Here is a 24794-nt window from a genome sequence, read left to right as displayed (position 1 = left end):
TAAGTAAATGCTTAGCTCCACGGCTTAGGGCTGAAAACGATGCTTAATTGTTGTGCATAGTTTTTATCTCATTCATGTCATTCTCAACCTTATTTAACTCAATTATTTCATCCTCAATCTCCACTTTTATAATAGTCTTTTTCCAGTAAGGAAATAACCATGTCATTGCTGTTCCTAAATTGTAAACTTCATTATCAGCAAGTAATAGGTCAATCCGATGTTTATATGAAAAATCTCCTTTATAATACTTGGTTATCTGCTTCTTACATGTCATGAGATTGAAGAAGAGTTCAATAGCTTCATTTAAGTTATCATATTCTGGGTCACAATGAATATGTGTCATTCCATATCCGATTGTTAATTCTCTTGGGTCAGCTGAAATCCAAAGTCCAGTATCCTTAATCGATAAATACATTCCATTTTCATTTTCCTCAATCTGGTCTGGAAAGTACTTAGTTAAAAGATTCTTTACCTTTTCAAAAATTACTTCGTGCTTTTTCATTTATAGATTAAATCAAAATGGTAAATCCTCCCAATCAATCGATTCTTTTTCTTCTTCTTTATTTTCCTGCTCAATTGTTTTCTCGATTGACTCAATAAATTTAATTGAATTTGTCACGTTATTAAATATCAGAACACTTTCGGAATAATTCAATATAACATTATCATGAGCAAAACTCCTGTTATTTCTAATATCATTAAATGCCTCAATAACATGAATAGAATATTTTAAAATTCTTTCAGTCATTTTAGATTCTATTTTTTCACTTGCAACAATAAACTTTACATATTTACCAAACAAAGCATTTAATGATTCATCCTTTTTTATTTCTATTCCATGATTTTCACATAACCGTCGGGTAAACTTCATAGCATAAGTATGCAGTCTATCAAGTGCTGCTTCTGGCTCATTTTTTTCTATACTCTCTCTTATTGATTTTGCTAATAAGCTAAAATCCTTATCATCTTCTTTTCCTTGAATTACTTCAATCTCTTCTATAATTTTACCTTCTAATAATCTCTTTGCAATTTTTCCGCACTCTTCATACAAATTTTGTTCTGGTTGGGAAATTTCGCTATAGGACATTGCTTTTTGGTCTTTCCAATAATCCAACATTTCTGACATTAATTTCCCAACGGAATAGTTGTTCTCTTTTTGCCATATTGTTCTAAGTCTATTAGCTTTAGAATCTCCATTGTCAGAATATTTATCAGAATACAAATCAATATCAAGTGTCTCAAAAACAAAGTCACTTAAAGTTCTATTTGAGAAGTCAAGAACATAACCGCCTCCCATATCAAATAGCTTTTCAAGTTTCAATTTTTCTCTTCTAGTTATATCTGCCATTCGGTCTTTTCTAAATTATGCACAACGTTTGGAACATGGTGCGTTTGGATTTTTGAAACCTTTATTTTTCAAATTACCACTTACTTTATTTATAGCTAATATCGTCATTTATTACTCTGATTTCCAAATGCACTATGTTTTTTGTTGGGCTCCGTTTTTCATTATTTTTCCTTCCATTATCTCTAACAGGTCTTCAAAACTACATTCGAGCCAATCTGTAGCAATACTCAAAGGTGTCTTATGCGATTTATTATTCATTTTTAATTGAAGTCTTTTAATTCCAGTTGAGTTTTGAATGAACTTTTGCGGTTTTTTTACGAAAATTAGCAAGAATACTGGTCCTTGTAATTGATTATGAATTTTTAATTCAGTTATCTCATTCCAGTTTACGAAATGTCCTTTATTAGGTCCGACATTTATTTTAATTCCTATGTCATTGATAAATAGTCCTTCTTCATTTTTAATAATTCTATAAATTCCAAGGAAACCAAAAAAGCCAAAGGAAAGGACTATTAGAGTCAACAAAACCATTAAAAAGATTCGGTCAAGCTCAGAGTCCATTGATTTAATTTCTATTAATGCCCAGATTCCAATCAAAAAAATAATTGCAGCAACTATTGTCATTACAATTCCTTTTCTTTTGCTTATTCCAATTTCTATTTTGTTTTTACTGCTTAGCATTTTTGTTAGTTATTCAGTCTTCCGTAAATGGAGCCCAACGGTGGCAATATGTTGTGTAATTTTTGGGTTGCGCCTGCGGCAAAAATTATAGAATATATTGCGTGTTGTAGTGTGTTTTCTTCTCTCACTTTTTCAATTTACTAATTATCACTTTTTCTTCAAATTCTTTTAATGGTAAATCATAAACGATATAAAAATTCTTTTCAAAATCACCACTTCCCTTATCCCAAGTTGTTAAACTTGCAAATTCAATGAACTTTTCTATTCCATATTTTTGCATTAATGATGATGTAAATAGCCAAAAGCTTAATTTATCATTCTTTTCCAAAATCACTATTGCGGGAAAATGCCAAACCTCTTTTGCCATTACGTATTCAGCATTTGTCAATTCTTCTTTTATAGATGTGAACTCATTATAGAATTTTGCAGTGTCATTTCTGTAATCACCATATAAAAAAGCAATTGGTTCTTGAAAAAATGGAACATCGGAATATTTTGTAAAAAAATGATGAACTAATTCGTGTGGGTTGCCATTAACATATCTTTGTAAAAGTCCATATTTTACATCCCAAATCGGGAAAGCTCGCCAATAATTCAAATTTGTATCTAAAACTAAGTTGAGTTTTAAAGTATCAGTATTATTAAATATTTTTCTAAGCTCACTATACTGTTTGTCATACAGGTTTATTTCTTCTGGTTTTACTCTGCTGTTTAAATTATATACATTAAAATGCTTTGATTGAAATTGGTCTTTACAAGACAATGCGTTATTTAAATACTCACAGCCTTTTACTAATTTTTCGTCTTTGTCAAGTTGATTTAAAATTCTATAAAATACAACGCTGTCTTTTGCATATAATTCTTCTTGCAAAATAACGTTAATATAGGTCATTAAATTACTTGTATCTTGTTTAACCACATATTCTTCTATTATTTTTCTTAATATTACAGCATCTACTGTTTCTTCAGGAAAATGTTTTGGAAAATCAGTTTGTAATATTTTGTCAAAACGATTTGATTTTACCTTGTCTTTTTTTTGAATACAACTTCCCAAAATAAAAACGGCAAGTATTAATAATAATAATTTATTTTTCATCTTCTATTTTGTTTTCTTAATACACTACAACGTTTGGTGTATGAAGCGTTGGGCATTTCGAAGCACTTTCCTGTCAAACTGCTACAAAGTTTATTAAATGTAACGTCCTTGAAATTAGCACTATCCGCCCAATGATTTATACACATTGTTGTATGCTGGTGTTTATTCATTTCTATCTGTCAGTCAATTATTTAGCTATCATTAATTGTCATTTTCAATCTGCACTAAACTACTCACAAAGCACAAATTTATTTTGTTTTTTTGAGCGTGGGAAAACCCTAATGCCATGTGGGCAAATCGGGTCGGCTTTGCAAGCTCTTTGACAAAGCTTTGGTTTGAGAGTTGGCTCGTGTGGCTTTGGCAATGTGCTTGCAAATAGGGAGGGCTATACACTATCCAAATCCTCCTCAATATCTTCAATATTCAAAACGTATTTCAGATATGATAAATGCACAATAGCTCTTTCAGTTCTAACGACTTCCTTTTGCATGTCTTTTATTAATTTATCTTTGATTTCGACAAAAGTCCTCCCTGTTTCTTTTAATGTTTGGTACTCACTTAACAAATCTTGAAACCAGATACTTTCGTAATCAGAAACAATCTCAATATATCTACCTTTTACTCTAAAAATACTATCCCAAGATTTAAGCCGATTATCATCAATTCCATTTGAAGTAAAATAATAATCAACCCCAACGTCTTTTAAAAAAGTGCTATATCCATCTGGCTTATATTCAGACTTCGGAGATAATACCACATCAAGATGTTCATCAGAAAAGGAATCACAATAAGGGTAATAGACAATCCTTCTTACATTACCATTAAAAGGAGTGTCATCTGTTCCCTTTTCATCACTATTGCAGTCATGACACATAGGTACTAAGTTCTCAAAATTCACTGAAACAAATGGATATTGAGCTTTAGGTAAATAATGGTCATATGAGTTTCTCGTTGGAGAAAATGAAGGTTTTAAACCATTTAGTCCGCAAAATGGACAGATTCTGGTTATGTGATTTGGATGCTTACGAAAATCGCTAAAATGACTCATTATTGTACTGCACTTTTCTATCACTTTAGCATTAACACCATCTTCTTTATTTGCAAGCCGTAACCATAATGAAGCAAAGAAATTATCTATTAATAACCTAAAGGCCTCATTACTTATATGATTATATTTTTTAGGATTACCATTTCCTTTACAAATTTCTTTAATGTTTTGATTGTTTTCAAAAGCTTCAATAACCTCTTTTTTTTCAAAGTCTTTCAAATTGTGATATGCCGTAACTATTTTGGACATTTCACCAAGAAGTGCAGCTGGAGACTTATTAACTAAAGGTCTAAACCATTTTTCTAGATGTTGATTTTCATCATAAACAGATAAATCAAGAGCCAAGAGCTGCTTAAAAAAGAACACAATACCTTTGTGAAAATTCTGAATTGGGTGGACGATATATTTGTAAGGGTAAATCATTAGTCCTGTGTAAATTCTTTTTCACGTGCTCTTAAATATCTAACCGCATTAAATTTTTCTATTGATTCTCCAAAACCAATAAGATGTTCGCGAGCTTCTTCAATTCCTTCTGGTGAATTTGCCATTGCTTTGATATTTTCTAATTCTTGGTTTGATATACTGGCAATTGTTTTGTCTTTCATGAAAACATGCTCAAGAATCACACTTACTGATGCACCATATGTAGGGATTTTTGGTGCACTGAAAACAACACCGTTTTCTGTTTTTTCAAAAATATAAACGTCTTCTTTATAACTGTCTGAAATAGCAAATGGAGAATGAGTTGTTAATATTACCTCTTGATCTTGCACTTTTGTAATGTTTCCATCTTTATCATATGAAATGGCTGCCATTTTATTAAAAAGCGACATTATGCTAGAACGCCATTTGGGATTAAAATGAGTGTCAGGTTCATCGTACAATAAAAGACTACCAGGTTCATCAATTAACATCATAGAGCCAATCACTTCATTGAATTGATGTTCACCATCAGATAAATTTTTGTAATTAATAGGAATTGTTTTGCTCGAATCCTTATCAATAACTTTATTAATCTTTATTTTTTCAATTCTAAACACTTGTTCATCAGGAGATATAGCGGGGATTTCATCCGAAAGATTTAACCATTTAGGGCCATTCTGGACTAAATTTAATATCCCCTTTTGCTGCATGTGAATATTGAGCATATCCAAATGATAAAATGCTTTGAAAAGATTCATCGCTGAGTTTTCAAAATGAAATTTGAATGCTGAAACAGTACCTTTGTTCACGGAAAAATCAAAAACAAACTGATGTCTTTTCTTTTTGCCATACACTTCTTGATAATCCCAACACGTTGAACAGGCTTTTAATTTTGAAATTATTTTTTGAATCTCATCTGAAAATTGAATTTTCTTATTCCAATAATCTTGGTCATTAATAGTTATTCTAAATGAAGAAAGTCCTTCTATTGCATATACAACTTTTATTACCTTAAGTTTTCTTTCATCTCCAATAAGAAAGTTCGAAATAAAAACATTAAAATTATTTGATTGGTCAATGAAAAATAATCGGTCGCTAGTTTCATTATTACCATTTAGTTTTTCAATTTCATTGAAATAATGATATTTCAATTTATAAAATGGATTACTTATTAATTCATTTTGCCCTGAACTATAGGCTATGATATTTTTTGGCAACAATAATTCAGAACCTTTTTCAACCGTTCTATATTCTTTGTCATCCCCTCCAATAGGCTTAAAACTATATTCAGCAACTTCATTTATGGGTTTTTTAATTTGAATATGCATCCATTTTTCAGAAACAATAGGAGTGCCATATAGCGCCTCGATATCCCATTCTTTCATGGGTAAATGATATTCTAGTTCAAAACCAAATCCTTTACCTTCTTTTTGATTTTTATCACCATGTAATAAATGAGAATGGTCGAGGTAATAGAAAATCTCGGAAATAACTTCGAGCATATTGGATTTACCACTACCATTTAAACCAGCAAAACATTTTGCAGACAAACGTGATTCACGTTCAGTAACATTAAATTTATACAAATGATTTGCGGTTAAACTTCTGAAGTTCTTACCTAATATTTTAAGCGATACTAACTTCATTCTTTTAACTTTAAATATATACCTGAACGTTCTTTGGGTGATTTATCTTTAATTAAATCATAATCTTCTTCCCGTACTTTTAATACAAAATTTTCTTCCTCTCCATTGTAAAACACCTGTTCAAGTTTTAAATATTCGTTTTTGTTATCAATGGCTTGGAATATTATTTCTTTGAAATCTAAAGAAAGATCAGCTTTACGGTTTTCTTTTAGTTCTTTAGAAGTAAAGTAATAAGGAAAAGATAGTTTTTCCTCTTTACAAAATCTCAATAACATTTCAGAGGTAAAATATTTATCTTCAAACTCTTCTTTAATCCAATCTGCAAATTGAGCAACGGTAAATCCTTCTGTAATTAGTTTTGATTTTGTTGGCTTAGCGTCCTTCTTTTGAATTTCTTTCTGTCTTTCTTTTTCTTTGAAGGCTTCCCATTTTTCAGGCATTCTATCAGCCTTTTTTATATTATCTATTTCAGTTAAGATTTGTAGGTTTTCTATTTCATCATTACCACCTTTTGATTGGGGAAGAATGTGGTCAATATTAAGTTTACCCAAATTCAAATCCCCTTTAAATGCTTTTTGACTTAATGAACCAAAAAGCTTTTGAAATTCATTAAGACTTTCAATATATTCTTTTTTTAACGCATTAATTTTGTTAACTACAATTGAAAAAGCCAACTGTTTTTCTATAGAGGGAAGTTTTATTTGTAAGTTTTTCAAATCAGTTAGTCCAAATCGTTTTCTTGTACCATGTATTGTTATCCCCTTAATCTTAAACTTACCATATTTAGAATTAAACCATTCTTTTATGAATATAGGTAATGCAATATTTTTATTTACCCTAAGTCTTATAACATCTTGGGTTATTATTGCCATCTCGTAATTCTCAGGATACAAAGCTGCTATCCCAGGAGGATCACCGACTTTACTTATTAATACATCATTTGGTAGAACTTGACAACTAATAAGGGAAGATGCTTTTTCATTAGTAACATATACATTAGCTTTATTCTTGTATTCTTCAGAGCTTATGTCTCTTATATAAATTATAGGAACACCACTGTCAGTAATTTCACTAGTTAGCAAATCGCTGCCAAATGGCCCATTACTAAAAGTTCCTTTTGTTTCTTTATCTGCTATTTCATTTAACGAATATAGTTTACCATCAAATTTATCAAACATATGAGAAAAAGTACTCCTAGTAAGCTCCTTTAGACTGACAATACTTTCTTTTCTTTGATTTATTATGGCTTCAACTTTTTTAAGTACTAATGCTATTTTTATTTGATCCCTTAGTTCTGGAAGATCAAATTTTAAATTAGTAAGGTTTCCTTTCGAAATCCTAAGTCTTGTTGTACCTGTAATATGACTATTAATTTCATGTCTGAATTCAGATGAATTAATTTTATATACTAACCATTCTGGATTTACAATTCTACTGTCAACTCTAATTATACATATATCAACAACAGTAACTGCTTTCATTTCAAGACCTGGAAAAATACATGCTCTGCCTAATGGATCAGGCATCCTTGCAATTAACACATCGCCTTCTTTTAAAAAGGTGCACCTTAATTCATTTGCTTTATCCTCGGTTAAGAAACGGTGTGATTTATTTAAAAAGCTACCATCCCCAATATCTGCAAGTTGAATTAACCGTACGTTGCCATCAACATCCTGATCTTTTGATTCAACCCAATCGCCATCTGTAAATAGCCCTTTTAAACCAATTATATCCTCAAAACCAACTCTATTCATGTTCATTTAAAATCTTGGTTAACTCTTTAATTTCTATGGAAATAATTTCTTCAATAGATACTATTCTACTTAATATATCTTGAGGAGAATCATACTTGATTTCTTCATAAACTTCTTCAAAATATTTATTAAAACTCAAATTATAATCATTAGAAATAATATCATTTTTGGGCACAATAAAGTGGTGTTTGTTTCGCTCTGTTTGTTTATCAGAATTGTGATACATTTTAATAACTTCATGTAAATCACCAAAATCACGTATGCCTTCTTTATCCAATAATTCTTTTCTCTTATCATCCAAACTTAATCCATCACTCTTCATATTGTAAAACCATACATTTTCAGTTTCACCTCCCTTTGTGAAAATCAATATAGCGGTTGATACTCCTGTGTATGGTTTAAAGAACCCTGAAGGCATAGAAATAACAGCTTTAAGTTCACACCTTTCTATTAAGAGTTGTCTAATTTGTTTAAAAGCCTTTCCATTGCTAAATAGCACACCTTGGGGTACTACAACACCTGCTGTTCCCCCAATACGAAGCATTTTATACATCCTTTCTAAAAATAGCAATTCACTTTTAGTTGTATTTAGCTCAAAGGTTTCGTTAATATCCCCTTTATCTACACTTCCTGTAAATGGAGGGTTTGCAAGGATTATATCATAAACGCCATCTTCGTTATAGCGTTTACTAAGCGTATCTGTATAATCAATTTTAGGCTGTTTTATGCCATGCATCATAAGGTTCATTAGTCCAATACGAATCATGGTTGGGTCAATATCAAAACCATAAAAGGTCTCATTCTCAAGTGTCTTTCTAAGTTTTTTGTCGGTTAATTTATCGGCATTTGAACCTCTTAGAAATCCATTTTCATCTTTCTCTTTATCGCTTGAATATTGCGTAATAATGTATTTGTATGCACCTAGTAAGAACCCTGCTGAACCACATGCCGGGTCAGCAATTCGCTGCCCTAATTTTGGTTGAACTAGCTCAACAATCATTTCTATGATATGAGTTGGCGTTCTGAATTGCCCATTTTTTCCAGCACCACTTAATTGTTTTAAAAGATATTCGTAAAAATCACCTTGAGCATCAATATATCTATTTGCACTTTTGAGTTCATCGTAAATCTCATCTATTGCCTTTACAGCTTCAACTAATAGGCTAGACTTCGGAATAATGAAAACCGCATTGCTCATATGCTTTGTAAAATCAGACTGAGCACCACCAAGCGTTTTAATAAAAGGAAATACCAAAGTTTGAATATGAGCTAACATATCGTCCGCTGGCATTCGTTTAAAATTACCCCACCTTAGACTTTCTTTTTCTACGGCATCTTTTTCACTTTTTGCTGCTGGAGGCATGAACTTACCATCAAAAATGGACTCGAACTTTTCATCTGACAAACCTGAATTTGCTATTTTCGTACGTTTTAGTTCTAATTCATCTAATTGTTTCATGAATAAGAGGTAAGTTATCTGCTCTATAGCATTCAAAGGATTTGTAATACCTCCGCTCCAAAACTTATCCCAAAGGTTTTGAACCTTAGTTTGTAACTCTTTATTTAGCATTTATGCTGCCTTATTAATTAATGTTATAATTTCTTGTATTTCGTTTGGACTAAACAGCCCTAATATCCCTTCTGGATGTATTCTTGTAAATGGTGCTTCAATTAAGTTTTGCTTTTGTATTTCACCTCTGTCAATAATGTAAGTCTTAAGTATATTGAGAAAATCTAATTGCCGCTTTGTTAAATAACTGTGTTCCACAATAAATTCACTAAAAACTCTTGAAACTGTTACAGAGTGTGATTCTAATATTTCAATGCCAAGTATGTGTTTTATGAAAGCTAATAATTTAGCCTTTCTGTGCTCATATACTTTTCGCAATAAATCAACAGTAATGTGAGGATGTTCGTCATGTAAATCCTGAGTTAATATTTCAACTTCATTTTCGGATAAGACTTCACCATTTTGTAACTTTTGAAGTATTGGATTTGATTCAGTTAATGCTTTAATACGTTCCTCAACAAGCTCTTTATATTTTGAAATACTTATTGACTCATGTTGAGGCCCAAACTCAATGATTTCCTTTTTTGCTAAAGAATCCATAAAATCAAAACTGGCTGGGCTAATTGGCTTTACAAACGAATCAACATACTTCATTAAAGGAGCTATTTTATCGACTAAAATAGAAAAGGAGTCTTCAGTACATGTTGACCAGAAATATGCTGTTTGTGCTTTCTTTATCAATTCGTTCTCCTTAGCTACAACATTAACTGATAATGGCAACTCGGATATTTTCACTATTATATTTTCACTTAAAGCAATAAACTTATCCTTATCTTCAGCTAAATGTGCAATTGAGATTTCAACGATATCACGCTCAAATCGCATAGCTTTAAAGTCAACATCGTTAACAGTCCTCATTAAAGGTTGTATAGAATGTCTTAGGAATGATTGTTTACTTTCTGAAATAAAATTCCAAAAATTGTCTTCTTTTACTTGATGTAAATCACTTCGAGCGTCCATTATAACTACTGAATTATTAGGTAGCAACTCAATCATTTGTTGAATTTTAGAAATCTCATTTTTAACGCATTCAACAACACTTAGCTCAAGTGCTAAGAAAAGCTTATCAAGTCTAAGACTAAACAATCTAACAGGTAAAGGAATTTGAGCTTTTAACTCTTTCCCTTTTGGATTAAGTTTAAAATATTCGAAATTATCCCAGCAGTCCAAGATTAGAAAAACATCTTTTTCGGTACACCAAGGATTAATCTTCTTTGGCTCTAGTAAACGTGTTCCACGACCTATCATTTGCCAAAACTTAGTATATGAGTAAACAGGTTTAGCAAATACTAAATTTGTAATTTCTCTAATATCAACGCCAGTGTCAAGCATATCAACACTTAAGGCTATTCTAGGCAAGTCCTTATTTTTGAATTGATCAAGTAATCCACCTTTACCATATACACGAGAATCTTCGGAAACTAAAACTTTTGCCAATTCACCTTTGTATTCGGGGTACATGGCATCAATTAATTTTTCCATTCTTCTTGCATGGGCTTTAGTCATACAAAAGAAAATAGTCTTTCCTGGCAATACACCATTAGAGTCTTTAATCGACTCTTCCATAAACTCTTTTATAATTAGAGCATTTGTACCTCTATTAACTACATTCTTTTCTATTTCGGTACCTTCATAATTTATTTCTTCTATTTCTTTTCCTTCAAGTATTAATCTCTTTTGGTCTTCAAGAGAAACTGTTCTTTTATTTATTCCTTCTTCTTGAAAATGTGTAGAAATCTTCATTACTTGAAAATTGCATAAATATGGAGGGATATTCTTTACTGCTTCCTCATATGAGTAAGCAAAAGTTGGAAGGCCATCTTCACATTCAAAAAGCTTAAACGTATTATGGTCAATTATATCCGTAGGAGTTGCAGTTAATCCAAGCGTTATTGTGTCAAAATAGTCAAGCACTTCTTTATAGGTATTGTAAATTGACCTATGACTTTCATCTATCAAGATTAAATCAAAAAAGTGTGGAGATAGTTGTTTCGTTTCATCTCGCACGATATTGAGCATTGTAGGATAAGTACTTACATAAATACGCCTATCTGTAGCAATTTCGGTTTCTTCTTGTTTTGGCCACCTTGGTTCGTTTGGAAGGTATTCCTTAAATGCATCAAGTCCCTGTTCTTTAAGTGCAATTCTGTCTACAAGAAACAATACTCTTTCTGCCCAACCACCTCTCATTAAGGCTTCAACGAGAGCAATACTTACTCTTGTTTTACCTGTTCCAGTCGCCATAACTAGCAGAAATTGCCTTTTTCGTTTTTCAATGGCTTCCATAACAGAACGTATGGCATTTATCTGATAATCTCTTCCTGCAATATTTTTATTTATTAGCTCTTCAGCTAGCGGCTTTCTGTTTTTTCTTAAATGCTGATATCTTTCTAAATCATCAAGATTTGGAAAACCATGAACTTTTCTAGGCGGATAATTATCCAAATCCCAAAAAATAATATCGTGCCCATTCGTATAGAAACAAAATGGTAATTCTCCACCCTGTTGCTTTTGAATATTGTTGCAATATTGTTTTGCTTGTTCTCTTCCTAAATCAGCATCAACACATGTTTTCTTTGCTTCGACTACAGCCAATGGCTTACCATCTTTTCCTAACAAAACATAGTCAGAGAATTGATGACCCCTATATGGTGTTGAAGCTTCTTGTACCAGATTAGCATTAACAATGATGTCAAACTCTTCAATTACCTGAGTGCGGTCAGAGACATTCCAACCAGCTTTCAAAAGCCGATTGTCAATAATTTCTTTCCGTGTTTGAGCTTCGTTCATTATTTTACTTTATTCGAAACAATTAAGTCTTTTATGTCAACGTTAAGGATATCAGCTATTTCATTTAAGACTTCTAATCTTGGTTGCTGTCTGTTTTTAACATATCCATTTACCATGTTGTAACTTTTACCAAGTTTTTCAGCTAACCAAGTTTGCTTAATACCTTTCTCTTCTAATACTTCTTTTATTCTGTTCATTTCGTTTCAGAATTGAAACCTCTAAAATAGAATAATTATCTCGTTTTTCAATATAAAAAGTGTTACTAAATTACTCCGTGTGCGCTGGTAAAAAATAGCTCTTTTGGTTTTTTCAGAGTTTGCATGTGTGTTAGCAAAAAACCAAATGTGCTATTTGTGGGGTGGGTTTCTCTTCTTTTTAGCGTGGGAAGAAAAAAACAAAATAAATTCCCTCAAGTTTGCACCGACCTATCTATGGAGCTCTTTTTTACACTTGCATACAACGTGTGGCGGTATGAGGCGTAGCTTGTGTTGCGCCTGCGGCAAGCTATGACTTATGACCGCGTGTTAACTGCTGGTTTTTATTGTTTCAAAAATCTCATTCCAATAATTAGAATATCCATTTCTCGATGATATTTCTTTTACATCTACGTTCAATTCTAATAATGTTTCATATTTCCGACTTTCTGTTTCTAACTTTACTATTTGGTTTCGTTTTTTATTATCATCCTTTTCCTTATCTATTTTCTCTTCTAACTCAGACAAAGGTTTGACATAAAAGGAAACAGAATTGTTAATTAATCCATCTTCAATTAATCTTGCCCTTTTAGTTAATAACCACCACAAATCAATCTCGCTAAAGTCTAAACCAAAACCAATTATATGTAAATTTGAGTTGAAAAATAACTCAATCCAAGAATACTCATCATAAAGATTCCCTTTTAGTTTTTCTTCTATCTTTTTAACTTCATTCTTTTGTCCTTTATATCTAAAATCATACGTTCCCTTTAGATAATCAGCAATTTTACCAATGGAACCGCTGTAATGATTTAACCCTAGCATAATGGATTTAGGATTACTTAACTCTCCGTGAATATTCCATATTGTTTTTACTTTTTCTTGATTTGCAATAAGTGAAGTATTCCTTCTAATGCTATAAAGTTCTTCTGAACTATTATTTGTTTCTGAATTTTGTTTGTTGGAGTTTAAGAAAGTTTTATTTATTGCATAATCATAATTAGTCGTTATGTAATTATCACAATCTATTTTTAGGATTTCTTCATAATATGAATTCGCTGGTTGATTTTTGAGCAATTCTTTGATTCGGTTTTTTAAATGTGGTAGTTTGTGTGAGTTTCTATTCCAGTTTAATCTAATTCTTTCATATGCTAATGTATTTGGTAGAAAGTCTGTGATAAAAACCTGACCATTCATTATATCTGCAAGTAACTCTCCCCAAGTAATAGATTTGTCTTTTGTATTGGGATGGTAATTTAATCCGTTTCCGTATAATATTGTTTTCTTCATATTTCTGTCTTAAACTTGCAGTTAACGGTTCGGCTATGAAGCGTTGGCTTGTGTTGCGCCTGCGGCAAGCCTATGCTTTATGAGCCATTGTTGGCACCTGTTATTTCCACTTCCTCATAATCTCTTTCATTTGAGATTTATGATTGTTATAAAGATAAAAATCTGGCTGAATTCCATAATTGTCAATCCCACTCTTGTCCATATTAACACTTTCAAGTAGTGGCATGACTATATAAAATTTATCTTTAAGTATTTCAAAACAATGCACCATGGCATAATCAAAAGCTCCAGCTGTATTCTCCCCAAATACTTTTACTCTAGGATTTTGCCTCGCCATAGTTAGAAATAGTTCTGATGCGCTTCCTGTATTTTTATCTGCTAATATGCCAATGTATTTGGGATATTTATTCTTTTTCTCAGGAACATTAAAAACATAAGGGTAAGTTATATTACCACTAACATATTCCCCTCTTTGAAGCCCGATAGATACAGACTGCCATTTTTTTCTGTCTTGTTCTGTAAGGTGTTCTGTAAATGCTTTAAACGCCACCGAATTCCTTGAGGATACATACATTTTGTACTCTTTCTTAAAGAAGTAGTCTGATTGAATTAAAGAAACAAGGCGATTAATCGATTTTATATCACCCCCACCATTACCTCTTAAGTCAATAATTAGGTATTTGTGACGTTCAATTTCTTTTTGATTAGAACTGATTATGCTATCAATTTCAGGTTTAAGTTTGATGTTGAAGCTTTTTATTTTAAGACAAGTAAAATCCTTATCCAAGATTTCAAATTCTACATCCGTGTTTTTGTTTTTCTGTTTTTGCTTATTAAACTTTGTTTCGCTTCTTGCTTCAAGTGATTCATTTAAAACATAAAGGTGTTTATTATTGAAGTATTTTAAATAAATCTGAGTCTTTAATACTAATGAGGAAAATTCTTGTATTGAGTCAGCCAGCAACTCTTTTTTAAATTCTTTATAGTTTTGTTGGTCTTCTTCATATAGATTGTCAAAACCAGAGTAATTGTCCTCTATAAATTGAATAATATTCTCAGAAAATAAATCATTATAATCACTTTGAGCATATAACACATTTTGAATCAATAGATATATGAGTAAAATCTTAAATTTCATAGTCGTATTCTTATTATAATTGGTGCCAACGTTTGGAACATGGTGCGTTTGGATTTTTGAAACCTTTATTTTTCAAATTACCACTTACTTTATTTATAGCTAATATCGTCATTTATTACTCTGATTTCCAAATGCACTATGTTTTTTGTTGGGCTCCGTTTTTCATTATTTTTCCTTCCATTATCTCTAACAGGTCTTCAAAACTACATTCGAGCCAATCTGTAGCAATACTCAAAGGTGTCTTATGCGATTTATTATTCATTTTTAATTGAAGTCTTTTAATTCCAGTTGAGTTTTGAATGAACTTTTGCGGTTTTTTTACGAAAATTAGCAAGAATACTGGTCCTTGTAATTGATTATGAATTTTTAATTCAGTTATCTCATTCCAGTTTACGAAATGTCCTTTATTAGGTCCGACATTTATTTTAATTCCTATGTCATTGATAAATAGTCCTTCTTCATTTTTAATAATTCTATAAATTCCAAGGAAACCAAAAAAGCCAAAGGAAAGGACTATTAGAGTCAACAAAACCATTAAAAAGATTCGGTCAAGCTCAGAGTCCATTGATTTAATTTCTATTAATGCCCAGATTCCAATCAAAAAAATAATTGCAGCAACTATTGTCATTACAATTCCTTTTCTTTTGCTTATTCCAATTTCTATTTTGTTTTTACTGCTTAGCATTTTTGTTAGTTATTCAGTCTTCCGTAAATGGAGCCCAACGGTTTGTGTATGTGGAGTGCGGGATTAAAAGTGATGAACTTTCAAGCCCGCACGGAGCCAATTCGTTTATTCAGTGTTTCAAATTTTCCGTCAATCGTCAAAGACGAATTGGCGGTGTTGCAACAACGAGCAGCAGCCCGAAAAACCGTTGAAACCCGCATTACATATGACACTTTGTTAGCATTTCGTGCTTTATTTTATTTTAATTTCCTGCACATTTCATTGGTTCATTATTCTTTACTGCTTCTTTATATTTCAATAATCTTTCTTTTCGTAAAGTTTTTAAATCCTCCCGATTGACAATTATATTCATTCCCTCAGTTGGTTTTGTTCCACATGCATAACTCTGTTTTTCATCAATTTCAACAACACAAGCTTTACAACATCCATTTCTCTTTTTAGCTAAAAAACATGGTGCAGGAATCGCAATTCCAGCAGTTTTTGCTATTTCTACAATATTCATTGAAGAATCTTTTACGGTTACATTCTTGCCATCAATTGCTATATCAAATTCTTTTACTGTTGATTTGCTCATACTTGAGCTTTCTTGTGTTTCTATATTGCAATCACAGTCGCAACCACAATCAGAATCATTTAGTAACTTTACAGAACTGTAATCATTTTCACTCTTTTGGTCTGGTTTACAACAATTTTCTTTTAACATCATATTTAATTTTAAAGTTTTACATTGAGTTCGTTTAAACTCTTTTCATCAAATAGACGTGTCAATTCTTAAAGGACGCAAAAATTAATCACAATCACAGTTTCTTTTATCTAATTGGAATACATTTCCATATTTGTCACTTTCAGTAGCGCAACATTTTTTAAACGAGTCTTTCAATTTTTTTCTTGCTCTTTGTATTCTTGATTTCGCTGCGGAGTAGCTTAATTCCTGTTTTTTTGCATATTCTTTTTGTGAAAGTGTTCCATAAGAAGTTTTCAAGAGAGCATCTTGATATTTCTCAGGTAAGTCTTCAATAAATGGCTTTAAACAGCAAAGCAAATCATTGTTGTAATTAACTTCATGTTCCGGCACTTTCAGTTCTATTTCCTTAATTTCTTTAAATTGTTTGTTTTTTCTGTAATGGTCAATTATCGTATTTCGGGTTATTTGATAAATCCATGAAGTCAATTTCTCTTTATCTGAGATAGTAGACAGTTTAAGATGTATCTTTATAAACACCTCTTGTAGTAAATCATGGGCTAAATCTTTATCATTTACCTTTGAAATAATAAATCCCAACAACTCTTCTTTAAATTTATTCCAAATCTTTTCTGTCATACTTTATTTGTTTGGAACGCTAAGGTTCTCAGCATGAATGCTAACGGTAAGTATATGCAATGTAGGCGGTTTCGGGCTCCAAACTTATCAAACTGCTCAAAAGTTGAAGCGGGCTACAACCCTTGAAATTACTACTATTTCGCCTATTTTGTATATACATTGTTGTACGCCGTATTTCTCTCATATCAATCTTTTTTTTGGTCGAATTTTCCAATATAGATATCCTAATCCTGTATAAATAATTGCAAAAACACATTGAATCAGAAAGGTGTTTTTATCAATCTTTCCTCCTAAATCTCCTGATGTTGTATAAATCCCAATCGCAATAAAATATAAAAAAACCAAATAAAGAATCATAGCTAAAACCCAACCAATTATAGAATTTCTAATCGACTGATATAAGAAGATTGCAGTTGCACTTACAACCATAATTTCAACTTGTCTAAATTGCTTGTCAAGTAAAAGTAAGTCCTCTACAATTGTATATGCAAATAGCAAAAATGGAAAGACATAGCAAATCCGTATCAATATGTTTTTGGTTTTTAAATTCATGGTTTTATCTCTATCGGTGTACCAATATTTACGTTTTCATAAAATTCATCAATCTCTTGGTCGATCATTGCAATGCAACCTAAAGTCCAGTCAAATATTAAATGAAATCTACCTATCCAACCAAATCCGTTTCTAATTCCATGGATTTTAATCAATCCGCCTGGACTTTTGCCAATCGACTCAGCATATTTTTTATCATGTTCATTTGGGTAAGAAATCCCCAAATTCTTGTGATATCCACTATTGGGGTTTTTATCATTGATTATATATAATCCTTCTGGTGTCTTTTTATCACCCTCGTATTCTTTATGTCCTTTTGGAACTCGTCCGAGTGAAATTTTATATGATTTTATTATCTGATTATTAGAAATCAAATCAAGCCTCCGTTTATGCTTAATTACTTCAATCTTCTCAATTGAAACAGACTTATCAATTGGTTCAAATGGCTTAAAATAGGAAATCAATCCAAAGCCAATTAATCCAAAAATCAGAATCAATATGATATATTTAATTTTCATGCAGGTCGCTGGTTATATGGCGTACAACTTGTTTATATACGTAAGTTTCTTCCACATAACTACCCCAAATGGGGTAGTTATACGTAAGTTTGGTAAAAATAACTCAAATATTTATATCATAATAAGGATAGGTAATGATTTATGTAATTTATACTCATACTAAATAGATAGCCTGCTCCTATCCCACTCCTCCACCCGGTATTGTTGGCAGCTTTTATGCTTTTGAAGGAAATGGCTTTTGGATATGAGGAGGGTAATCATTCCGCTTTGGCTATAGGATACTAGAAATTGAGATTTGCTTTATTAATTGAAAAGATACGGTGGTTGGTAGTGGTTAAAATAGATGGACGAGTTGTATTGTAATAATTACAGCCTCTTATTTTGACTTTTCGTAGGCTTCTTTAATCCAATCTTTTAATTCTTGATTAACATCATCCTTATTTGACAATTTCACTCTGTGTGTACACATGGTTCCAAAGGGCCCTGAGTTTTCAAGCCTACCGCTTATTGGCTTGTCTTTTATTTTAAAGCCTAAATCAATTCTTGTTTTAGTGGCCGGTTTTATTAAACCAAATTGTCTTTTTCGAATGATACTTACGCTTCCTTTTTTTGGTGTGATTGTAATATCTTTACCCAGCGTATTAATGTAAGCAATGAGTTCATTATAAATCGGTAATAAACTTTCTTTCCCTTGATATTGATTCTCCACAAGGCTTTCTTCAGAACCCTTATCATCTTTCGAAAGTGTTACAATAGTATTTGCGAAGCCATGAGTGATATTAAATTCCGCTTTTAAGTATTTTACACCTTCTGTATGTTTTTCAAATGATTTTTCCTGTAGTAGTAATTTCCATTCTTCTAAAGATTTGCCAGTCTTTTCCGGCATATTATTAATCATTGTTTGAAGTGCTTTATCCATCATTTTAAATTTTAATAAATTATTAATTTGATTCTTTTGACAGTTTCATTTGTTTATTTGGGGTGTATAGAAGAGGATGCTAATAATTATGGCCCTGACCCTCTATCTGTAAAACAACTTGTAGATTATAATTCCTTTTAAAATCAAGCCCCCCCCCTAAATATCATAAACCCAGTTTAGTCCAACCCATGGGTATTTGGGGATGTTTCTGAATTGACCGTGGGGATTGAGTCCGATGTAGATTTTAAAGAATACTCCTGAGTTTGATAATTCTTTTTTGTAGTTATAGAATTTCCATCCCAACATGGTAGTACTACATAATTGATAAGCTTCGCCAATTTCCCTAAAAACAACTTCCTCCGATTCGTTGGTGAAGTAGCTACCATAACCATAGCGGACTCTTAAATAGAAATCCTGGGAGAAAATAAACATCATCTTATTATTGGAAAGCCATGAATCGGGGTTTTGATATTGGTATTGTAAATAGGGCTCTATCCACCTACTTGAGGAGGGGATTTCTATAGATTTTGATATTTCTAATGAATCGGCTGTATAATATCCCTTTTGAGGGTTCCAAAGAAATTTAGCTCCTAACCTAGCGGAATGATTTTTTACCTTTTGACCAAAAGCATCGTTAATGATGAAAGCTAGCTCGAAGGTTTCATAGGAAACATTTATTCTTGAAACAGGAATAGAATCTCGTATTTTTGATATAATTAATTCATCACCAATATGTGTGCTTTCATGAAAAAATGGGATAAAACGCAAACCGATATTATTAATCTTAGAATCTTCTAGTATTTGGGTATAATTGAGTTCTAATAGAGCAAATCGGTAATCGGTATTTAAAATTGGGGAGGTTCTTTCTTCGGTAAAATCGAACCAAACCGAAAATGAAATTGGTATGGACAATGACCATCGTTTGGATTCATCTTTAAAATAGTAAATGGGTAATTGAGCTCCAAGGATGGGCTCTGCAACGGGCACTACTCCATTTCTTTCTAATCCAATATCGTAGGTATCGAATAAAGCCATAGCCCCAATTCCCACATTAGTAATTGGAGCATATCTGTCAGAATAAAAATATTGACCAAAATCTCTTTTTTTGAAAAAGCTTTTGGCAATTAAAGTGTCCTGAGCCTGAAGACCAATTCCAATAAAAGCAAGTAGTACGATTAGTGTTATTTTATTCATGTCATTTTGCTTTTTTAAATATTTAAGGTTTAGATATCTCAATATGGGACACAAAAGTATAGCAAGAATCTCAAACTGAAAATCAAGACTTATAATAAATCCCGCTCTTTTAGAACTTCTTTCATAGCTTTATCATCATTGGATTGATTCACTAGTTTGTAGATTAAAAATAATGGAACAAAGTAACAAGTCCCCAAGTACTTTTCACTAAACTGTAGAAGATAACTCCCACCATAAAGCCAATTACACAGCATTTATAATGGAGTTCGATTTCATTTTTTTTGCTTTTACTAAGAGTTCTTCATCTGTTAACTCTGATTATTCTTTTTGATTCATTTGTTTTGTTTAATTGATAAGTCTTGTTCTTCTTATTTTTACGGAACCTTATTACTATTTTTTATTCATTTCCACTACCCAAATTCCTCTTAGTTCGTTTATGTTGTAATTGATGGCTTTATCATTTGGATATAAACCTGCAATTTGCAAAAGGGTTTCTGGTTTAAGTTCTGCGCCCTGGCTTCCATGACATTGCAAACAAAGTTGATTGGTTATGATGGGATAATAGCCCACCATTCTTCCATTAATTTCAGTCATTTTGGGTTTTACCATTTCTCCCTTTTTCAGAAACTCTTTTGATTTTGCAATATATGCTGCCTCTTGTGGGTTTGCCTTATTATTCGGATTTCTGGCTTGGTCTGAGACTCTTTTTAATTGAACATCTAAAGCGATGGCCATACTGTCGGTTAAGGGATAAGCTTTAGCAGAACAGAAAGTTACAGCCCCTACTGTTCCTTTGATATTGATTTCATTTATCAGGTTTTTAGCCAATACTTTTTGTGTTTGCATGGCGAAATTTAAACCCTCTTCTAAATGGTTGATATCATTTTGTTTAGTGCTATCATTTTTATGAGCTTCTTCTGATGAGCTATTGCAGCCCCATAAAATCAGCGAAACTAGAAATAGACTATTCCAGATTATTTTTTTCATTTTGTATATTTTAAATTCATATTTGAGGTGTTCACATATTACTTAACTAAAGTTTCGAAACTTGCTGGCAATAAATAATTGTTTGTAATTCATTATTTTACTAGTTTTCTCTTCTTAGTGGAACTTTGAGACTTCTTTGTGTCTCCCAGCGAAATAGCTATTCCACGAAGTTTCTCAAAGAATACGCCAAGTTTCACAAAGTTAATACATAATGAAAATGGATATCTTAACAGACAATAACATCCGATTTTCAAGGCTTCATATCTGATTTATTTACAATAGTTTAAACAATATTCGAAGCTTGAGTAACTTAACTAAATCGAATTAATTAATTGTAAAACCCTCTAAGTTATTTTAATTTCTCTATTTTCCATTTCCCTGAAATCAACTGAGAATGAAACTCTCCTACTTTAAACAATACACCAGCTTCCATATCCCACTCCCCTTCCATGGAATCCTCTGAAATAACTCCATGATAGTGAATCTCTGGATGCTCTTTACTTTTATCTATAATGATTTCACCAACATCGTTTCTTAGAAATAATGCTGGATATTGTTTGATAAAACTAATTTCGTTGTCATCAACAAATCCAGTCACTTTAGCAATTCCTGGAGATTGGTTGTCATCAGAAATATCTTTGATTTCTCCGGAGATATCATCCTCATCATCAACCTGAAGTGTAAGTTCAAAGTTAAATACTTTGTTGTCCTGTCCAAATTCAGGATCAAAAGAATAAGATCCTAACCATTTTCCATTTAGTTTGTCCATATCGTGTGTCCGTATATATTCTAATATTTTGATATTAATTTCTACCCTAGCCAAGCCCCAATTGGCCTAAATAGGAATTTTGGTAAATATAAATCAATTTTCATCTCTTCAGAAAGGATAGATAGTGTTTTATACCAAAGGTATGTAATAATGCGCCTTAAGCTATTTCGCTTTCACATTAGCTTGTCTAGAACTATACTCGGATTTAATGCCAAAACATAATTAAGGCATATTTTAATTAGTAATCGATATTACACATTCTGTGTTCATACCCAGCCCCTTCCCTATACATAAGACATACACCTAATAGAATTTTAATGAAAGGCTTTTAATCCTTATGAAAGAAATGGTATTTGGTCATGAGGAGGGCAGGGCAAACTCATACTTTCAGTTTTAATTAAAAAATCAACGATTAAATTAAAAAAAGAAAAAGCTGTCCACTAATTCCACAAGTTTTCACGGATTATTTCTACAAAGAGAGTATAGCAAAGCTGAACTTTGTTTGCAATCTGTGTTAATTTGCGGAAATCTGTGGACAAATTAAAAGTATGCGTTTGCCCTGATGAGGAGGGTAATAAACAGATGTATTTTAAAGCATTTAATAAATTGTGATTAAACGGGTGGTAATTGGCGTTTAAGAAAGCTTGTTCCAAAGCACAAGAAACCAAAAGCAATCAGTACTATTTTAATTGACCATAGTTTTTAGCGTTTTACTTGAGCCATCACACTCAGCTTTAACGATATACATCCCTAATGGAATATTCTTTAAAACAATACTTGATCCATTTTCGCTATCTTGTTGGTCATTTCAACGCAAACACGATCAGTAAGTCCAAAATCACACGAATTCGTAACGATAACATAAGCTCTATCCAAATTAGGGGCTACCATAACTGCAGCATACCATATCTCATTACTTCCTCCATGTACTAGCACTATTCCTTTTGCCCATGGTTGTTCAGTCTCTTGGAATACAACCCACCCGCCTGCATAAACACCATTAGGTTCTATCAATTTATTTAGAATTATTCTATCAAGAAAAGTGTTTTCCCCAGGTAATTGAAGTGAAATGAATTTAGCCCAGTCCTCTACACTGCAATGCACCCGACCGGCAGGACTTAAAACTTCCCCATAATAATCTCTACTGGGTTTCCATTTGTTTTGAAGCCATGATTTCTTATGCCCCCATGGTTGGTCTATTGACTTATTTTTAACAGGATCACCAAATCCGGCAGTTGTCATACCAAGCGGTCCAAATAAACGCTCTCTCATTAAAGTTTCCCAGCTTAAGCCCGTTATTTGCTCTGCCATACAAGCAGCAACTACGTAACCGAAATTAGAATAATGGAATTCTCCGTCAGTGTATGCTGGAGCAAGTTTTATGTTATCCTTCAATATTGAAAATCGTCTTTCTTTGATATCCATATCGGCATATGCGTACCAGTCAATTGGATCATTTTGGATACCGGCACGATGAGTTAGTAATTGCCAAAGTGTAGTATTCTTAAGATCAGGATGAATATTATTTTTTAGATCAGGAATAGCTTCTATCAATTTCATGTCCCAACTGAGCTTTCCTTCTGCTACCAAAGTGGCTATCATGGTAGCAGTCATTGCCTTTCCACATGAACCTAGATGCACCACGTCATTAGCAGTAAACGCAATACCAGAACCCGCTTTACGCTCACCGGCAGAAGCTATGGCAATGACCCCTTCGCCTGAGATGATGGCAGCAATCATTCCGGGTGCTTGACCATCATTTACTACTTTAGTAAGGATGTTCTGAATGGAATCAGATTTTCTTAAATCCGAATCGGATTGCGAATAGATAATTTGATTTTCAGCTGTCTTATCTTTTGTTCCTAGCCTTAAACAACTGGTCAAGAATACAAGAAAAAGCAGACTCAATAAAGCAATTTTAATATTTTTCATATTCCAAATATTTCTAATGAATGTCGTCATATATATTATTGAGCCAAGTGCTTTCTATCAGTCTTTATCCCACTTTCTTGCAATAATAAAGCTAATCGTTATCCCATGAAATATGGTTTCTGCTTTAATTATCTCAAAACCTTGATTAGTCAATAAACGCTCTACTTTTTCAGGAGTAAACATATTTAAATGCAAAGGAAAAAAACCTAAGTTCTTAATCAAGCGAAATGCTTTAAATTCTAAGCTATTTTTAAAGGCCATCTTACTTTCCAAACAGGCTGTAGAAGAGATAAACAATCCATCTCTTTTTAATAGATTATGTATTCTACCAATTGTTTTATTACTATCATTTAGCAGGTGAATAACTCCATAAGATATGATTTTATCAAATGAAGCCATCTTAAAACCGTTATCAAATACATCTCCTTGTGCAAAACTTATATTTTTCAAATGACCGCCAATAATCTTTTTATTCGCCTCATTTATCATTTCACTTGAAGTGTCAAGTCCATGAATATGTTTTACAGACTCAGCAAGGGCTATTGTTTTGGTCCCAGTAGCACAGCCAAAATCCAGAACCTTGTCATTAGCTGAAAGATGGTTTTTAGTTCCTAAGATTATTTCTTTGAACACAGGATCGAATTGCCTCTCGTTATCATCATATCTTTTAGCTTGCTTATCCCAAAACTTCTGAGTTTTACTTATCATGGATTTTATTTTTGTAGAAATAGCTTTACTATTCAATCTTCTTGCCCCGCATTTTTCGTCCTCCTTGTAAAAGGGTCAAGCTCTTAACCACACCTCTTTTAATTTTAAAGCTAATATTGGCCTTAGTAACTGTAAGGAAAAAGTCAGTCTCATTTTCAGGATAAATCTCGGGTCAAGTTATTTTTTATGGGGAGATAAGTTAATGAGAACTGGAATTAGGGAATTGGATAT

At 32.2% G+C, this 24794-nt stretch carries 23 protein-coding genes; all 23 read right to left on the bottom strand.

Translation table 11 applies throughout. From position 1 onward, the window contains the following. Nucleotides 1-43: 43 nt before the first annotated feature. The 23 genes from HNS38_RS16645 to HNS38_RS16535 all read right to left on the bottom strand — a co-directional run bounded on the left by HNS38_RS16645 (nucleotide 44) and on the right by HNS38_RS16535 (nucleotide 24563). Nucleotides 44-502 (bottom strand): hypothetical protein, encoded by a 459-nt coding sequence (locus tag HNS38_RS16645; protein WP_172346765.1) that lies wholly within the window; start codon nucleotides 500-502, stop codon nucleotides 44-46. 12 nt (nucleotides 503-514) lie between these two features. After that, entirely contained in the window at nucleotides 515-1348 is an 834-nt protein-coding gene (locus tag HNS38_RS16640) for an abortive infection family protein (protein WP_172346764.1), read from the bottom strand. A 132-nt stretch (nucleotides 1349-1480) separates the two neighbouring features. After that, nucleotides 1481-2029 carry an STM3941 family protein gene (locus HNS38_RS16635; RefSeq protein WP_172346755.1) on the bottom strand — a complete coding sequence of 183 codons (549 nt, stop codon included), beginning with the start codon at nucleotides 2027-2029 and terminating at the stop codon, nucleotides 1481-1483. A 124-nt stretch (nucleotides 2030-2153) separates the two neighbouring features. Beyond that, a complete protein-coding gene (locus HNS38_RS16630) occupies nucleotides 2154-3125 on the bottom strand; it encodes a hypothetical protein (RefSeq protein WP_172346763.1) in 972 nt (323 codons plus the stop codon). A gap of 385 nt (nucleotides 3126-3510) precedes the next feature. Next, nucleotides 3511-4518 carry an HNH endonuclease gene (locus tag HNS38_RS16625; protein ID WP_172346762.1) on the bottom strand — a complete coding sequence of 336 codons (1008 nt, stop codon included), beginning with the start codon at nucleotides 4516-4518 and terminating at the stop codon, nucleotides 3511-3513. A 77-nt stretch (nucleotides 4519-4595) separates the two neighbouring features. After that, the gene (locus HNS38_RS16620) at nucleotides 4596-6242 is read right to left on the bottom strand and encodes a restriction system-associated AAA family ATPase (RefSeq protein WP_172346761.1); all 1647 of its coding nucleotides are present in this window, start codon (nucleotides 6240-6242) and stop codon (nucleotides 4596-4598) included. Further along, nucleotides 6239-8002, bottom strand: coding sequence for a restriction endonuclease subunit S (locus HNS38_RS16615; RefSeq protein ID WP_172346760.1), 1764 nt, complete (start codon nucleotides 8000-8002; stop codon nucleotides 6239-6241). Before HNS38_RS16615 ends, HNS38_RS16620 begins: the two co-directional genes overlap by 4 nt. After that, complete coding sequence (locus HNS38_RS16610) at nucleotides 7989-9566, bottom strand: N-6 DNA methylase (protein ID WP_172346759.1); 1578 nt, start codon at nucleotides 9564-9566, stop codon at nucleotides 7989-7991. Before HNS38_RS16610 ends, HNS38_RS16615 begins: the two co-directional genes overlap by 14 nt. Further along, on the bottom strand, nucleotides 9567-12356 hold the full coding sequence (locus tag HNS38_RS16605; RefSeq protein WP_216663759.1) for a DEAD/DEAH box helicase family protein: 2790 nt from the start codon (nucleotides 12354-12356) through the stop codon (nucleotides 9567-9569). It lies immediately after the preceding gene. Then, on the bottom strand, nucleotides 12356-12553 hold the full coding sequence (locus tag HNS38_RS16600) for a helix-turn-helix domain-containing protein (protein WP_172346758.1): 198 nt from the start codon (nucleotides 12551-12553) through the stop codon (nucleotides 12356-12358). The genes HNS38_RS16605 and HNS38_RS16600 overlap by 1 nt, the downstream gene beginning before the upstream one ends. A gap of 327 nt (nucleotides 12554-12880) precedes the next feature. Continuing rightward, the gene (locus HNS38_RS16595; protein ID WP_172346757.1) at nucleotides 12881-13840 is read right to left on the bottom strand and encodes an SIR2 family protein; all 960 of its coding nucleotides are present in this window, start codon (nucleotides 13838-13840) and stop codon (nucleotides 12881-12883) included. 100 nt (nucleotides 13841-13940) lie between these two features. Further along, entirely contained in the window at nucleotides 13941-14978 is a 1038-nt protein-coding gene (locus tag HNS38_RS16590) for a S41 family peptidase (RefSeq protein WP_172346756.1), read from the bottom strand. A 136-nt stretch (nucleotides 14979-15114) separates the two neighbouring features. Then, nucleotides 15115-15663 carry an STM3941 family protein gene (locus tag HNS38_RS16585; protein ID WP_172346755.1) on the bottom strand — a complete coding sequence of 183 codons (549 nt, stop codon included), beginning with the start codon at nucleotides 15661-15663 and terminating at the stop codon, nucleotides 15115-15117. Between the two features lie 241 nt (nucleotides 15664-15904). After that, a complete protein-coding gene (locus HNS38_RS16580) occupies nucleotides 15905-16366 on the bottom strand; it encodes a 2Fe-2S iron-sulfur cluster-binding protein (protein WP_172346754.1) in 462 nt (153 codons plus the stop codon). 84 nt (nucleotides 16367-16450) lie between these two features. Beyond that, nucleotides 16451-16984: an RNA polymerase sigma factor SigZ gene (gene sigZ, locus HNS38_RS16575; RefSeq protein WP_172346753.1), complete on the bottom strand. Its 534-nt coding sequence runs from the start codon at nucleotides 16982-16984 to the stop codon at nucleotides 16451-16453. A 180-nt stretch (nucleotides 16985-17164) separates the two neighbouring features. Beyond that, complete coding sequence (locus HNS38_RS16570) at nucleotides 17165-17536, bottom strand: hypothetical protein (RefSeq protein ID WP_172346752.1); 372 nt, start codon at nucleotides 17534-17536, stop codon at nucleotides 17165-17167. Then, on the bottom strand, nucleotides 17533-18054 hold the full coding sequence (locus tag HNS38_RS16565; RefSeq protein WP_172346751.1) for a murein L,D-transpeptidase family protein: 522 nt from the start codon (nucleotides 18052-18054) through the stop codon (nucleotides 17533-17535). The genes HNS38_RS16570 and HNS38_RS16565 overlap by 4 nt, the downstream gene beginning before the upstream one ends. A gap of 376 nt (nucleotides 18055-18430) precedes the next feature. Beyond that, complete coding sequence (locus tag HNS38_RS16560; RefSeq protein WP_172346750.1) at nucleotides 18431-18973, bottom strand: DUF4287 domain-containing protein; 543 nt, start codon at nucleotides 18971-18973, stop codon at nucleotides 18431-18433. 156 nt (nucleotides 18974-19129) lie between these two features. Next, nucleotides 19130-20167 (bottom strand): DUF1207 domain-containing protein, encoded by a 1038-nt coding sequence (locus HNS38_RS16555; protein WP_172346749.1) that lies wholly within the window; start codon nucleotides 20165-20167, stop codon nucleotides 19130-19132. A gap of 390 nt (nucleotides 20168-20557) precedes the next feature. Further along, complete coding sequence (locus HNS38_RS16550) at nucleotides 20558-21154, bottom strand: DUF3365 domain-containing protein (RefSeq protein ID WP_172284782.1); 597 nt, start codon at nucleotides 21152-21154, stop codon at nucleotides 20558-20560. Between the two features lie 349 nt (nucleotides 21155-21503). Beyond that, entirely contained in the window at nucleotides 21504-21923 is a 420-nt protein-coding gene (locus tag HNS38_RS16545) for a hypothetical protein (protein ID WP_172284781.1), read from the bottom strand. A gap of 765 nt (nucleotides 21924-22688) precedes the next feature. After that, on the bottom strand, nucleotides 22689-23855 hold the full coding sequence (locus tag HNS38_RS16540; protein WP_172284780.1) for a serine hydrolase: 1167 nt from the start codon (nucleotides 23853-23855) through the stop codon (nucleotides 22689-22691). A 57-nt stretch (nucleotides 23856-23912) separates the two neighbouring features. Continuing rightward, a complete protein-coding gene (locus HNS38_RS16535; protein WP_172284779.1) occupies nucleotides 23913-24563 on the bottom strand; it encodes a class I SAM-dependent methyltransferase in 651 nt (216 codons plus the stop codon). Nucleotides 24564-24794: the final 231 nt, after the last annotated feature.

The organism is Lentimicrobium sp. L6 (assembly GCF_013166655.1).
Classification (GTDB): Bacteria; Bacteroidota; Bacteroidia; order Bacteroidales; family UBA12170; genus UBA12170.
This window is presented reverse-complemented; position numbering and strand designations above follow the sequence as displayed.